This is a genomic window from Acinetobacter sp. 2JN-4, assembly GCF_003687745.1.
Taxonomy (GTDB): Bacteria; Pseudomonadota; Gammaproteobacteria; order Pseudomonadales; family Moraxellaceae; genus Acinetobacter; species Acinetobacter halotolerans.
In genome coordinates, this window is the sequence record NZ_RDNY01000006.1 from 203403 (window position 1) to 218749 (window position 15347).

Genomic DNA, 15347 nt, shown 5'->3' on the forward strand with positions numbered 1-15347 from the left:
TAGATAGATGAACAATAACTTAAAACTATAGATTCACTGGCGATATCAATGAGAAATATCAACAAATAGCGACCTTTTAGAGCACGTCTCGCATCAACAAGGTCAATCACATTAAAAAAAAATCATTATTTTCACAATAAATTATTCTATGACTAAATATATAATTTTTTTATTTAAAGAAAATACTAATAGAATTTTTTAGCCTCCGTGAGCATATAAGTTAAATGAGATCATGTTATCCCAGTGCTTGATTTAAAGATCTAGGCATTGCCTACTACAAAATAGCTTAGAACCTATCTGACTACTCAGATAACCATTAAAACTTTAACACTGAGATATCACTATAGCTGGATAATAAAAACTAGAGTTCCCTATTTATGCAATTACAACTTTTAGAAAACTCTAGCTCGCAAACAGTTATAGATCGTAAACCACTTTCATCACTCTTCAGACTTTTTGTATTTACTTAACGATCATATCCGCCCATTCAACAAACGGGTTATCAAACTTTTCCCATTCTTCTGCACCTAATGCCATTTCGTCATCAGTTAATAAACAAGCATCGAATTGTTGGATTAAATTTGATTCATCCATATCCATACCAATCAATACGATTTCTTGACGTGCGTCACCGGTTAACTCATCCCAGTTTTTCTCTATGGCTTCACGACTGGGTTGATCTTCAGGCCAATGCTCATCACCTACAGCCGCCCACCAATAACCTGCGACACCATGTCGCGCCATCGCGCCTGCCTGAGACCAAGTGCCTGCAAATTCAGGATTAGATGCCAACCAAAAGAAGCCTTTTGAGCGAATAACGCCTTTCCATTCTGAGTTTACAAAATCAAAAAAACGCTGGGGATGAAAAGGTTTTCTGGCACGATAAACAAAACTGCGAATGCCATATTCTTCTGTTTCAGGAGTATGCTCACCTCTGAGCTCTTTTAGCCAACCCGGCGCTTGCGCCGCTTCATTAAAATCAAAGAGATTGGTATTTAAAATACGATCTAAATTTACTTGGCCAAAAGCTGAAATTTCAATTTTTGCTCTCGGATTGAGTGAATGTAAAATTCCAAATAACTGTTCTTTTTCTTGAGCATTAATTAAATCAACTTTATTTAATACGATCACATCACAAAACTCGATTTGATCAATCAAAAGGTCAACCACATTTCGCCCATCTTCTTCACCCAGTGATTCACCACGCGATTGCAAACTGTCGAGTGAACTATAATCCTTTAAAAAATTATAAGCATCGACCACCGTGACCATGGTATCTAGACGAGCAAACTCACTCAGTGAAACGCCATTTTCATCTTCAAAAGTAAAAGTTTCAGCAACAGGTAATGGCTCGGAAATTCCTGTAGATTCAATTACCAGTTGATCGAAACGATTATCTTCAGCTAAGCGACGCACTTCAATAAGTAAATCTTCTCGCAAGGTACAACAGATACAACCATTACTCATTTCAACGAGCTTTTCATCTGTACGAGATAACTCTGCCCCGCCTTCACGAACTAAAGCGGCATCAATATTGACTTCTGACATATCATTCACGATCACGGCGATTTTTCGCCCTTCACGATTATTCAATATATGATTGAGTAACGTGGTTTTTCCTGCGCCTAAAAATCCTGATAATACGGTGACAGGAAGTTTAGATGGAGTGGCTAAAGAATGATTCATTGGCTTTCTCACTTTTTAAATTTGCTGGGCTTCATGTTTGGAAATACATGAAAAACATTGACCTAATACTTCTAAATATGGGTATTTAGGATTGAATCTTTTGGCTTTGATAGATGATTCCACGCAGTTTTTAAGTTGTGGAATAGCAAGGGTTTGTACTTTTTGGCATTCGGTACACACGGTAAATAATTGATAACTTGCTGTGAGTTCAGCTCGATTCAGAACATACATATTTAATGTATTGAGTTTTACGATGAGACATTGATCAGTGAGCTTTTTAAGAATTCGATAGATTTGGATGGGGGCTTGAAAACCATAGGGTTTTGCCTTTTCCAACAACTCATAAGCACTCATGGCTTTGTTTTCTGCTTTTAATATCGCTAAAATATTTTGCTGAGCTATGGTTAATTTCATTGCGATTTACTCATTGTTATTATTAGAGAAATTATTGATACATGGCGATGAGGTATAACGATGATCGACACCCCATGTCCGATATCCCGATGCATCAATATGGATTTGTCCTGATGCATAAACACCTAACCCCATATTCAGTGCTGCGCCTTGATCTAGCCAAAACTGGCAAAGTTTAGTTTTTGTTTTCTCGATACGGATTTGTTCAATCGAATCTGGACTTTCACTGCCAATACGAAAATCGAGTGCCGCATTAAAGACGTGTTTTGATGCGCCCGCTCCGCCAGCACATTGATTTAAAGCATAGTTTCGATAGACTGATGTCACCGTGAACTGATCAATCAGCTTTTGTTCTATCAATTGATTAAGAATATTCAAAGTTGGAACAATGTTCCTCCATAGTTCTCTCGGTGGAACTTCATATTCAGCATAATTGCATTTCTGCCAATCTCTCGCTGTCTGGAAAAATTCAAAATTTGGAATATAAGAAGAAATGCCCTGACGGTTTAAAAAACTCTTGTATGCCAAAATTTGTTGTTGATGATTCGCTTGGGCGATCCATTGGAGGTAAGAAGATGGAATACGCTTTTCTTGTAGAATAATTTTTGCAATAGCATGTTTCTGTTCAGTCTTTAATTCTGGATTCAACTGAGCAGCTTTATTGGGGTAATGACATGCAGAAAGACAGCAAATGAATCCGAGAAAATAGATTTTGTTCATTTTGATTCTTCAGAGTCTCTCAAGTTAAATTAACTACGCAGCGATCTTGTAGATGCTTACTGCAATGTTATAACATAACAACAAGCATTACAACGTAAGCAAACAAACAAATGAATCTTGTTCTTCCAGATATATCTGCTGAATCTACCTTACCAAAAGCATATAGCCATTCCCTTGATTGGGTCGGTATGGAAAACATTGCGCTACCAGTACATATCGAAAATACACGTTGCCCAAGCCAAATCAATGCCTTTGTCAGCCTAGATGATCCTTTCGCCAAAGGGATCCACATGTCACGCCTATATACCCGACTTTTAGAACTGACCAAAATCAGCAATCTCAGCCTATTTGATATCAAACATGTTTTAAAAGACTTCTTAGAAAGCCACAAAGGTTTATCTGAACATGCCAAAATCGAAATTCATAGTGAGCTTTATATCGAAAGACCCGCATTGATTAGTAATTTATCAGGCTGGAAAAGTTATCCTTTTGTGCTGTCTTGTCAACTTCTAAAGGATCAATTTGAAGCGAGATTAAAAGTCGAGATTCCCTATTCTTCGACTTGCCCTTGTTCTGCGGCGCTCGCTAGAAATATTATTCAACAACGATTTCAAACGGCATTGGCTAATCAAGAAATCAGTTTAGATCAGCAACAAATCGTGGACTGGCTCAATACCACGGACGCGATCGCAGCGACACCGCATAGCCAAAGAAGCTTTGCCATTCTCAATTTCAAACTCGATCAAAATATTAAACACATCCCTTTAATTTTATTCATTAATCAAGCTGAACAGTCACTCATGACAGCCGTGCAAACTGCGGTAAAACGTATTGATGAACAAGCATTTGCAGTCGCCAACGGTCAAAACCTTATGTTTTGTGAAGATGCATTAAGACGTTTATATAGCACATTTCTAAATCATCAAAATATCAAAGGCTTCAATTTTAAAGTCATTCATGCCGAAAGTTTGCATGCACATGACGCGGTGGCTCGGGGTTCATGGCAATGGTAAAACTGCCAATTTTTGAGCGCATGGAATACGGTGCCTTAGGACAAAAGTTTGATTTCAACAGTGTTTTTGAGCAGATCAAGTGGAATCAAGATGGCCTGATCCCTGCCATCACGCAAGATCACCATACCAAAGATGTACTGATGATGGCTTGGGTCAATGCCGAATCTTTAATCGAAACATTGACAACAAAACAAGTGTGTTACTGGTCGCGCTCACGTAAATGTTTGTGGCGAAAAGGTGAAAGTTCAGGTCATCGGCAGCATTTGATTGAAGCCAGACTTGATTGTGATGGCGATAGCCTTTTGTTTTTGGTCAATCAAATCGGCCCTGCTTGCCACACCCAACGCCCTAACTGTTTTTATCTTGGTCTGAACGGTGATCAGGTCGAGATATTAACCCAACCGATGATTTAACTTTTTTAAAGTGGTAATTCTATGCTTCGTAAAAATCCATCTGGTCATCTTCCTGTCATTGATCAATCTGCTTATGTCGATCAAACCGCGATTATTTGTGGGAAAGTGATTGTTCATGCCAATGTGTTTATTGGACCCTATGCGGTGATTCGAGCAGATGAAACTGATGAAAATGGAGAAATGGAACCGATTATTATCGGCGCAAATTCCAATATTCAAGATGGCGTGGTGATTCACTCCAAAGCTGGTGCAGCAGTGACAATTGGAGAAAACTCATCGATTGCACATCGTTCGATTATTCATGGTCCTTGTGAAATTGGTCGCCATGTTTTTGTTGGTTTTAATAGCGTTTTATTCAACTGCAAAGTCGGTGATCATAGTGCGATTCGACATAATGCGGTGGTTGATGGGCGTGATTTACCGAGTCACTTTTATGTTCCTGCCATGAGCTATATCAATCCTAAAACAGATTTAAGCCAATATCCTCCTGTTGATGTTTCGATCAGTGAATTTTCTGAAAGTGTGGTCAGCACCAATATCGAGTTAATCAAAGGTTATAAGGCGTTGCACAATGAGTTTTAAACAATTTCCCAAGATCATTATTCGCAATGCCAATCTAGTGAATGAAGATAAACAGTATATTGCAGACGTGCTGATTCAAGATGGACGAATCGAGAAAATCGCTAGCAATATCACAGGTATTTTCAATGCGAAAACCATTGATGCCAATGGTGCTTGGCTGATTCCTGGCATGATTGATGATCAAGTTCATTTTAGAGATCCTGGCTCACCGCAAAAAGGCAGTATCGCATCGGAATCTATGGCAGCAACGATTGGGGGCATTACCAGTTATATGGATATGCCCAATACCAATCCCGCGACATTGAACTTAGAAACCTTAGCGCAAAAAAAGCAGATTGCTGCACAGCACAGCATGGCCAATTATGCATTTCATTTTGGTGTGAGTTCTGACAATTTAGACACTATTGAACAACTTGATCCAAAATTGGTCAGTGGCGTCAAAGTGTTTATGGGTGCCTCAACTGGCAATATGCTGGTCGATGATCCTCAAATTCTTGAACGGTTGTTTGCCAATGTACCGACTATCTTATTGACCCATTGTGAATATACGCCTCGGATTAAAGATCAGGAACGACTTTATTTGGAAAAACATGGCGAAGATATTCCAGCAGCAATGCATCCTAAAATTCGAGATAAACAGGCTTGCTTTGAAAGTTCTCGAATTGCTGTGTCCTTAGCTGAGAAATATGGAACTCAACTGCATGTGTTACATCTGACCACAGCCAAAGAGTTATGTTTATTTAAAGATCTACCTTTAAATCGAAAACATATTTCTGCCGAAGTTTGTATTCATCATCTTAGTTTTGATGATTCTGACTATGCTGCACTTGGACATTTAATTAAATGTAATCCAGCAATCAAAACCCAACAAGATAAAGAAGCGCTGATCAATGCAATATCAAACAGCAACCGTTTGGATATTATTGGGACTGATCATGCACCCCATACTTGGGATGAAAAACAGCAACCGTATTTGAATGCTCCATCGGGACTACCACTGGTTCAACATGCACTTCCTGCACTAATGGAACTGGTCGCGGATGGCAAACTCAGCATCGAAACAATGGTACGTAAAACCTCTCATCAAGTGGCTGACTTATTTAAGATCAAAGGTCGTGGTTATATTCGTGAGGGATATTGGGCTGATCTCGTTTTACTTAGAGAAAATACGCAACGTATCGCTGTGAAAGATCAACGAAATTACATGAAGTGCAATTGGAGTCCTTTCCAGGATAAAACTTTCCGTTATGAGGTTGATACCACTATTGTTTCAGGACAACTTGCGTGGCATCAACAACAATTGTTTTTAAGTTGTCGAGGAAAAGCACTAGAAATTGATCGATAGAAAGGATATTTGATTAAATTCCGAACTCGCTTGCTCTACAATTTTTAGTCCAGTTCTGGTCTGCTCAACGGTGTAAGTACTATATTGCCCCGTTGAAACTAGACCAAATTGAAGTTGAGTTCTTAAAATTAAGAACATCTCATTTCTCTCATCGATCAATACGGGATTGATGATTTGTAAGTTTTCTACAAATTGTTGTGCAAAAAAAGGATTATTTAGCTTTTCAGGACGATTTATTTGAATATCAAAGAACTGAAATTCGTATCAGGAATTTGTTTAATATGAAGAATTTCTGGTTGCGTATTTTTGAGTTGCATATTCGTCATCTCATTATTCTGCTTTTTAGAGACAGCCGAAGATATTCCACTCACTAAACAAACAAGTACCGTTAAATAATATAAAAATCTTAATTTTTTTTCTTCAAATAATCCTCTTCGTCCATAATCTCCCATTTACTATTTGGGTCATCTACTGCAATTTGTATATTTGCATTATTCTTTAAAATTCTAATATTTTCTTTATCAACTTTTCCATCTAGTTCAAATAGTTTACTTTGAGCCGCCTGTAACCCAAGCTCATTTGCTAAAGTATAATAGGCATATGCAAGATTAAAATCCTGTTTTACTCCATCACCTTTTTCATATAATGAAGCTAAATTGTAAGCAGCGCGAGGTTCTCTATTTTCTATTGCTTTTTTATACCAATATTCAGCTTGCTTTTTATCTTTTTTTACATACACACCTTGCTCAAAGAAAATCCCTAAATTATATTGGGCTTCAGGATTACCTAGTTCAGCAGCTTTTTCAGAAAAAATAAACGCTTTTTCATAGTTTTCTTGATCCAAGTACATTTTTGACAAACCTTCATATGCCCGTGAAGGATTATCTTGGACTCCTAATAAATACCAACTCTCTGCTTTTTCAAAATCTGGTGATCGACCAAAATCCTTAATTCTATATAATTCTGCTAAGTTCAATTTAGCATCTTTGTTACCATACTTATTTGCTTCTAAAAAATATTCCTCAGCCTTCTGAAAATCCTTATATTTTCCTAAACCAGCAAAGTAAATCATGCCTAATGAGTTTATAGCTTCATGGTTATTGGATTTTTCAGCCTTTTCAAACCAATAGTAGGCTTTATCATAATTAGGCTTGATATTATCTAAACCATTTAGATAGACCCATCCCATTAGATTCTCTTTTTCATCTAAAGATAGATCTTTTAAATTCAAAATTTCACACTGCTTACTGCTACTTCCTGCTAATTTACACTCTTCCTCGAGCGTAGGGAACTTGTCCTGTTTATTCAAATTTGTACAAGCAATTAAGCTACATACGACAACGCTTATAGCGGAAATAAACAGAACTTTATTTTTGAGCATTATTATGCTATCTCTTATAAATTACAGAAAATTATTTGAATACTTACTGTTTTATCTTTTCTTTAGCACTTGAGATGCCTTGCTCATATGCTTTATTAAAATAAAACTGAGATAAACTTTCATTTAACTTATTATAATCTGGAGATGAATATATGACTCCTAAGTTATAAGATGCTTGTCCTTTACTCATTTTACTAGCTAATTCAAAATACTTAATAGCTCGATCCACATCTTTAGGGATACCATTACTATTTATCAAATTAATACCCAAATTTAAAGCAGCCTCAGCATTATTTAATGATGCAGATTTTTCCCAGTAATTATTACAAATTTTATAGTCTTGTTTAACAACCACACCTTCGCAATATATCAACCCTAACTCAAATAGGGAAAGAGCATCATTTTTTTCGGCTGCTCTTTTTAAATAATTTAACCCTTCTTCAACATTTCCTTCTTCAATATAAATAGAGCCTATAGAGCCCATTGCATCAACATCATTCAACTTAGCAGCTTTAAGATAATATTTTTTTGCATTTTCTATACTTTTTTTAACTCCAGTTCCAGTATAGTACTTAAAACTAGCATTATACATAGCGGAGACATTTCCATTATCTGCCGATTTTTTTGTCCACTCAAATGATTTTTTAGCATCATAAGTTCCACTCAGCGCTTTAAAATAAATATCAGCCAATATTAGTTGAGCATCACTATTACCCTCTTTTGCCAAATTTTCATAAATAGGTTCGAGTCTTTTATAATATTCTTTCTTTTCATCTGAGTTTGATAGCGCAGCTTCTGCTTGTGATCTTAACTGCTCAGCTTGTTCAAATGTCATATTTAAATCAGATGATGTATTTGAAGCATTACAAGCAGTAATACATATACTTACAGCGAGACTCACCAATAATTTCTTTTTCAGCATTCTTATGCAATCTCTTAAAATTTCATTTTGAATGACTAATATCTCTCAAAACACTTATTTGATAATTAAACAAGTAATTTAACTAATCTCATCGGATCTCTCATTAGGTTAGACCATTAGCATATTTATCAACAGGCTAAAAAGCCCCAAGCTATATAGAATACGCTTCATAGGGGCAAAGTCAGTTTGAGTAAATAGACCAAACTACTTATCATTCTCCATAAGAAGTTTTATATCATCTGGTATTGATGCATCTGGTATTTCATTATTCTTTATTTGACGTAAATAATTTTTAGCAATTTCTTCATTATTACTTGCAGCAAGTGTTAGCCACTTTTCCGCTTTTACCAAATCTTGAGTTACTCCATTAGTTCCAAAAAAATAGGCTGTGCCTAAATTCAGCTGAGCAAGCGAATATCCTTTTGATGCAGCTAACTCCGACCAATAAATGAATTTCTCTCCACTTTTTGGTACTCCATCACCAAATGCATATAATCCAGCCAATTCATTTTGGGCAATTACATCCCCACTTTCAGCAGATGCTTCTAAAAATTTTAAATAGTTTTGATTATCACCAGCTTCAGAATATTTCTTTGCTTTTTGATAAGAGTTTTTTTCACTTGATTCAATTTTCTCTGAATCAGGAATCTTGTCTGTTGATGTACCATTACTACAACCACTTACAAGCAATAAGGTTAAAAAAATAGAATAAGAAAACTTCATTTACAGACTCCAAAAAATTAAAAACTTGACGGAAACCATTGAGAACTCGGAGGTACGTTTAAATAAACAGGGTTTTCTTTTTGATATCTCTCTCCAAGCTCCTGTAATCTCTTCATTTCTTCATCCCTTCTTTTCTTACACTCACCTTCGCATTTCGCCTCAACTCTACAGTCTTCAAAGTGTTGAGAGGTCACTCTTGATACTCCTAAAACAGAACCTGCAGAAGCAGTATATCCTCGTGAAAAAAAAGTAAGAACACCGTTAGAAAGTGCCGATCCTAACTTTGTTTTACCTATTGCTATACCTTTGATAAAGCTAACTCCAACAGAGACTTCTGACCAAGTTCCATTAAATACACCAGGATCAATCGTTTTTTTGTCATCTTCAAATGATACACTTTCCGAGCCAACAGCTCCAACTGCTAGGCCTTTTCCTTCAGTACCACCGGTAGCATAAACTACAACCCTCGCTCTACGCCCGTTTATACACTCACTTCGAAGTTCATATTTAACTCCTGATACAGGCCCACCTGAAACTTGATAAGAAGAACCACTCCACTCTACTAATCCCAAGGGATCTACTAGTTGATGAGGATTTCTAACATATTTAAATACATTAAATCCACCATTTAACCCAATCGGATCTTTACTCACATATCTTGCATTATAGGGTTCGTAATAACGGTAACGGTTATAGTGCAATCCTGTTTCTTGATCGTAATATTGACCTTGGAATCTCAGATTACTTTGTTCAAATGGATTATCTTGATTTACCGACTTAATCTCCAATGCAGTACCCCAAGTATCTTGGGTAATTTCCCAAACACACTCACCTCTAGCATTGGTCATAGTTTGTGGCGTACCGACTTGATCACAATGGTAAAAAGCGATCTGTTCTAAATCCACTCGATTTTTACGAGTATCATTGCGCCATACAGGATCTTTATAAACCGAATAAGGTTTGCTTTGAAATTCACTATAATCAGGGGTTTCAATCAGTTGAATAAAACCATTATATCCTGCTTGTAACAATGGAACAAAACTATCAGGTTCATAGATATAGTGCTTGGTAAAACTATTTTGCTCTGATTTGAGGGATTCCCAAATCATCAAATCACCATCCCAACCAAACAGGGTCAGCGCATCTACCGTTTTCTTATAAAGTCTGCGCCCAAATACGTCATAGCCATAGTCCGTGGCTTGACCATTGTGATCACTGCGAATCAGTCGATTTTGATTATCCCATGTCAGTTTAAGCGTTTTACCTGCTTGTTTAGTCTCTATGACATTGCCTTGTGCATCGTAGTGGTAATGTTTTCCTTGATAGCTTCTGACCAGATTATTTTTAATTTGTGCCGTACTAGATGCGGATACAGGGTCGATCAAATTACCCGCAGGGTCAAAGTTAAAACTCTCAGTTTTATGTGCGCTTTGTGTCGTGATTAAGCGTCCAATTGGGTCGTATTGATAATTAAACTTACCCAAACGGCTATCTTCAACTTGGTTTAGTAGGTAGTTTTGGTCGTAATGATAATGTCGATGCGCTTGGTACTGTAAATAGTCTTGCGTTTCTTGTTCAGGCTGAATCAGTTGTGAACTGAGTAAGCCAACGTCGTTATAGTGTTTAGTTTGGATGAGTCCATTTGCCAATAGCCGTGTTGTTTCTCGATGTAAGTCATCTCGTTGGAATGAAACCACGTCTTGTTTATTTAAGGCAATGGCATATAAATGTCCTGAGCCATAACTCAAATTGGCTTGTTCCTGTCCATCTGGACGGATTGTTTTAACTAGATTACCAAGTTCGTCATATTCATAACGTAAGACTGCAGTAAGTGGACGAAGCCCTGCGATTTTGTAGTGCTGATGCTCTCTCACCAATTGCCCAAGTGCATTGCGATAAAAATCAATTTGGCTAACCTCATTACTGGCTCGGCTCAGTTGACTGTTCAGGTTGTAATCAAATTGTTCTGTTTGCTTCTTTCCCGTATTTAAATGGGTAAAGCTTTTCGATGCGATTTGTCCATCTGCGTAATAATCAAATTGGGTCAAGATATTGGGCTGTCGGATTTCAGATAACCTGCCACTCTCATCATGATAGCTATAGTGTTTTTCTTCTCCATCAAAGGCTTGTTCACGTACCAAATAACCATATTGATTGTAATCAAACAAATATTCTGCTTGGTTTTGGTTGATTAGTTTTTTGATGCGCCCTTGTTTATCCCATTGATAGCCAATGCGATGTCGATTAGCATCGATGCGTTGTTCGAGTAATCCTGTGGCATTGTATTGGTACTCAGTCACTAAACCTTTAGTATCAATATGTTTGAGTAAACGCCCTTCTTCATCATGTTCAAAATGTTCTTTTAATCCATCAGGGTAAACAATACTTTGGAGTTGTCCTTTGTCTCGACCTTGAGTGCTGTAAAGGTACTGCACGACCTTATTATTTGCAGTTTGTTCAGCAGTTAATGAACCCTCTTCATCGTATTCCCAAGTACTGCTTTTGCCTGAGCAATCAGTATAGGAGGTCATTTGTCCTAATTCATTGTATTGAATTTTTTTGCTGCCGCCTTTGGCATCAATCACTTCGATCAATTGATTATCATTGTTGTATTTATATTGGGTGATATGCCCCAAAGGATTTATTTCTTTGCTGATATTACCCTTAGCATCATATTCTCGTTTCCAAATATTGCCTTCAGGATCTTTTGTTTCGACCAAATTGCCTTGCTCATCGTAGGCAAAACGGATTACCCCGCCATTTGGCTGTACGATTTTGATGAGTTGATCTTGATCATTGTATTCTTGTTGTGTCTCACGTCCTTCAAAATCAATTTGACGAGTAATACGTTTTTGACTATCACGGCTGTACCACGATTCACGTCCATCTGCTAAACGAGTACGATAGGTAAATCCATTCAGATCAAAATAGTAATAGGTCGGGACATCGTAGGCGTCATAAAAAGCAACTTGGCGTAAGCGAGGATGCCATTTGAGTTTGGTATGGTAACTACCATCATCTGCCCATTCTTCAATCGCTTTGGCTTGGGCGTCGGTTGATTCATAGCGAATATTTTGCCCACGTCCTGTGCGATCGGTATAGCGTGTGAGTTGATGGAAATGGTTGTATTCATAGTTTCGGACATGACCATTTTGATCAATGGCTTCAATTAAATTGCCTTGGGTATCATATTGATAACGCGCTAAAGGCTCAACCTGTCCATCAATAAATACAGCAATGATTTTAACTTGCTCATTAAAAGCAAATTTTAATTGGTGTTGAGCATGTTCTAATTGGAAATCAACGCTTTGCAGATAGGCAATTTCATCAAATAGTAGATAGCTTAAAACGATCTTTTCTTGTGTATTTTCATTAAATTGTTGAATCAACTGATAAGGCTGACCAGCCGAAAATTGATGAAATTGAAAAGACCATTCTCCACCGAAGTTTAGTATTAAATCACCATCTTCGACTGGTTGTACGGTTATTCCTTCAAATGGTACTTCATAAGCTTCAAATGGGATTGAAGCAGGGAATTGATGTTTCCGCCCTTTACTGTCTATAAATAAATAGCCTTGAGCATTGGGTTGAATCATGTTGGAAAATGGCATCATCCAACGTGCGCCAATCATGCTTCGATCAAACTCACCCATTTGTGAGCTGTATTGGCGAATAAAGGAAAAACCAATTTTAGGTAAATAAAAATCTGCATGCTGCACTCGTTCAGCACCAATTGAATAGCTAATACTTTGCCCAGTATCTGACCCTTTGCCCTCACATGGCGGAGCATTTAAAGCATCGGCTTGTAAACTCACGAACTCTAAAATATCCCCTTTGGTATGCCGTTCATATTCCCCCGTTTGATTCATCGGCACACTAGCGCTGCCTTTATTTTCTAACGCTTTTATTGCTTTCAAAGTTTCTTGTATTAACCATGCCAAAGTATACTTTTGGCTGGGATTTGCTTGTTGTTGTAATACTTGTGCAAGTGTGGTGATCGCTTGAGTTGCTTTTTGCTGTAAACGACTTTGAATATTCGGCTCAATCTTCGGTGTCAGGTTTGCTTGGCTCGGTGTTCCGATCAGATCAATTAATGGCACTGCCCAATTGCTAAATTTAAGCTTGGGGTCCCGTTTCTCTGCCGAAGCACCTATTGGAGCTGCAACACCTGCATTAATAGCTGCAGTTGGGGTTGCCATACTCTGCAAAACACTTGCACCCAAAGTTGCAGCTTGGGTCAGCAGCCCACTTAACTTTGCTTGTGTTTCTTTTAAAAATACTTCTAAATCCCCTGCAACCATTGCATTAAGATGTAAGCCTAAACGCTTAATATCAGCTTCTTTAATTTTCCCATTTTCAGGATATAAACATTCTGCCATTACACCAAACATTGGTCGTAACGCCATACGAGCATGTGCTTCATTATTCGGTTCAGGAAACAATCCGATTAAATTTGCGCCGAGTAAAGCCCCACGCTGCATATCAGCATCACCAGTCTGCGGTGTTGTGGCATATAAGAGTAAATCTAAGACACTACCCGTTAATGCAAAAATATTAGCAACTGTAGGGACATTGGCATTGCTTTTGACTTGTCCTAGTGAGGTATTGCCACAGACCTGTAAATACAGTTGGATTTGATGTGCGATCACCTGTAAGTCAGTGACATCCCGAGTACTTTCTAAGTTAAATACTGCGAGTTCAACAGCGGGTTGTTTTGTTGTTTCTGCCTGTTGTGTCTTTTCAGTAGTCATTAATATAAAACCTTTAATTCATTAAATTACATCAATACTTTGACTTAAACTCAGTATTTCTTTTCATCTGATCTACTTTTTAAGCTTTGTAAATGTATCCATAACACCATATTGAATCGGAGAATCAACTTTAGTGAATTGAGTAAGTTTTGCTGAGGCTTGATCGTTAAAAAAATCCATTCCCTGCGCTTTAATCATTTCAACAGATTGGTTTGGGTTTTTCACAACCTGCCCAAGGCTTCTGATTTGATCTGGGGATACATTTAAATTAAGTTGATTCGAGATCGCACTAAAAGCTGTATCTGTCACTTGGCTTTTGATTTGTCCCACAGTTTGGTCAACTAAATTATTGACTGTGTTTTTTCCAAGGTCTTTTAAACTATTTTTGTCCAGTGAAAGAAAACTATCTTTTAACTGTGACATAGTATTTTGACCCAATGAACCCAAAGCATTTTTCATCAATCCTGCAACACCAGAAACAGGCTCAGCCCATGTATAATCACGGCTAAAATCACTACTTTGCATCCATCCACTACTGTCATCTTTATCAAAAATCACTTTCGCTGGACCGGGTGCAATGCCTGTCACTTGAGCAAAACCACTTCCATCAAGCTTGCCTGTAATTTGCTTACCTAATGAATCAATTACTTTATAACTATTTTGCTTAAAGAAGTTTTCGCCGCCATAGCTTCTCAATAATTCCAATGCCCCTTTCATTGGTTTGGCTTTCGGTAACTGAGGAACATTAGCACTTGCACTCGCTCCCGCAGCAAACAAATGCTGCCCCGCCTTGACCTCGAACTTGCCACCTGTGGTCGGAAATACGCCAGAACCATTAATCTTGATCTGAGAACTGCCTGCCGTAATAACGATCTCTTTCGGACTGGTGATATAGATGGCATCTTCCGTTGAAATGATTTGTATATCTTTACGGGCAATAAAGTCAGCAGCATCATCTTGTGCCTGTATCTCAAACTTACCTTTTGCTGCAACTTGTTTAATCCCAGCTTGTGCTGCAAATAGACTGATCTTTTGACTGGCTTGGGCGATTAAATTCTTTTGTGTGGTCAGGTTAATGCTATCCCCTGCAAATTGGTTCAGTTGTCCATCCGCAGAAAGGTGTATGTCTTCTGAGGTGCTGAGTCCAATGCCATTTGGGGAACTGAGTAGTAATAAGGCTTTGTTGAATTTGGCAATATCCTGTTGGATGTCTTCTGCAAAGCTTTTGAGTTGTTCTAAAGCTTCGAGTTCATCCGTTTGTTGGTTCTTTGCCACTTCACTGAGGGCTTTGGCATTGTTCTGGTTGCCTTCCAGTTGTTGTTTGGCTGTTTGCGCTTCGAGGTGTTCGCCTTGTGCTTGTTGTTGTGCATGGGTGCTGATCAGTAAGCCTTCTCCTG

General features: G+C 37.8%; 12 protein-coding genes. 4 read left to right on the forward strand and 8 right to left on the reverse strand.

Translation table 11 applies throughout. The annotated features are described in order from the left end of the window. Positions 1 to 462: 462 nt before the first annotated feature. Genes zigA through EAH57_RS10600 form a run of 3 tightly spaced genes read right to left on the reverse strand, consistent with a single transcriptional unit; the run spans position 463 to position 2820 of the window. The gene (gene zigA, locus EAH57_RS10595; RefSeq protein WP_005196487.1) at positions 463 to 1686 is read right to left on the reverse strand and encodes a zinc metallochaperone GTPase ZigA; all 1224 of its coding nucleotides are present in this window, start codon (positions 1684 to 1686) and stop codon (positions 463 to 465) included. A 15-nt stretch (positions 1687 to 1701) separates the two neighbouring features. Further along, positions 1702 to 2100 carry a transcriptional repressor gene (locus EAH57_RS16045; protein ID WP_213071149.1) on the reverse strand — a complete coding sequence of 133 codons (399 nt, stop codon included), beginning with the start codon at positions 2098 to 2100 and terminating at the stop codon, positions 1702 to 1704. A gap of 6 nt (positions 2101 to 2106) precedes the next feature. Next, the gene (locus EAH57_RS10600) at positions 2107 to 2820 is read right to left on the reverse strand and encodes a D-Ala-D-Ala carboxypeptidase family metallohydrolase (protein ID WP_121930030.1); all 714 of its coding nucleotides are present in this window, start codon (positions 2818 to 2820) and stop codon (positions 2107 to 2109) included. Between the two features lie 110 nt (positions 2821 to 2930). On the opposite strand from EAH57_RS10600, the gene folE2 reads away from it, so the two are divergent. The 4 genes from folE2 to EAH57_RS10620 are packed head-to-tail and all read left to right on the forward strand — an operon-like array spanning position 2931 to position 6173. Beyond that, complete coding sequence (folE2, locus tag EAH57_RS10605) at positions 2931 to 3833, forward strand: GTP cyclohydrolase FolE2 (RefSeq protein WP_121930031.1); 903 nt, start codon at positions 2931 to 2933, stop codon at positions 3831 to 3833. Continuing rightward, entirely contained in the window at positions 3827 to 4246 is a 420-nt protein-coding gene (hisI, locus tag EAH57_RS10610) for a phosphoribosyl-AMP cyclohydrolase (protein ID WP_121930042.1), read from the forward strand. The genes folE2 and hisI overlap by 7 nt, the downstream gene beginning before the upstream one ends. A gap of 21 nt (positions 4247 to 4267) precedes the next feature. Further along, complete coding sequence (locus EAH57_RS10615) at positions 4268 to 4828, forward strand: carbonate dehydratase (RefSeq protein WP_121930032.1); 561 nt, start codon at positions 4268 to 4270, stop codon at positions 4826 to 4828. Next, on the forward strand, positions 4818 to 6173 hold the full coding sequence (locus EAH57_RS10620) for a dihydroorotase (protein ID WP_121930033.1): 1356 nt from the start codon (positions 4818 to 4820) through the stop codon (positions 6171 to 6173). The genes EAH57_RS10615 and EAH57_RS10620 overlap by 11 nt, the downstream gene beginning before the upstream one ends. 406 nt (positions 6174 to 6579) lie before the next feature. Here the strand turns inward: EAH57_RS10620 and EAH57_RS10630 are convergent, their stop codons facing one another. The 5 genes from EAH57_RS10630 to EAH57_RS10650 form a co-directional block, all read right to left on the reverse strand. After that, positions 6580 to 7554 (reverse strand): SEL1-like repeat protein, encoded by a 975-nt coding sequence (locus EAH57_RS10630; protein ID WP_121930034.1) that lies wholly within the window; start codon positions 7552 to 7554, stop codon positions 6580 to 6582. A 43-nt stretch (positions 7555 to 7597) separates the two neighbouring features. Continuing rightward, positions 7598 to 8476, reverse strand: a complete 879-nt coding sequence (locus EAH57_RS10635; protein WP_121930035.1) for a tetratricopeptide repeat protein — start codon at positions 8474 to 8476, stop codon at positions 7598 to 7600. A 204-nt stretch (positions 8477 to 8680) separates the two neighbouring features. Next, positions 8681 to 9199 carry a tetratricopeptide repeat protein gene (locus tag EAH57_RS10640; protein WP_121930036.1) on the reverse strand — a complete coding sequence of 173 codons (519 nt, stop codon included), beginning with the start codon at positions 9197 to 9199 and terminating at the stop codon, positions 8681 to 8683. 17 nt (positions 9200 to 9216) lie between these two features. Beyond that, on the reverse strand, positions 9217 to 13950 hold the full coding sequence (locus EAH57_RS10645) for an RHS repeat-associated core domain-containing protein (RefSeq protein ID WP_228200045.1): 4734 nt from the start codon (positions 13948 to 13950) through the stop codon (positions 9217 to 9219). A gap of 72 nt (positions 13951 to 14022) precedes the next feature. Next, a partial coding sequence (locus tag EAH57_RS10650; protein WP_147440124.1) for a DUF2345 domain-containing protein occupies positions 14023 to 15347 on the reverse strand: 1325 nt, incomplete at its 5' end.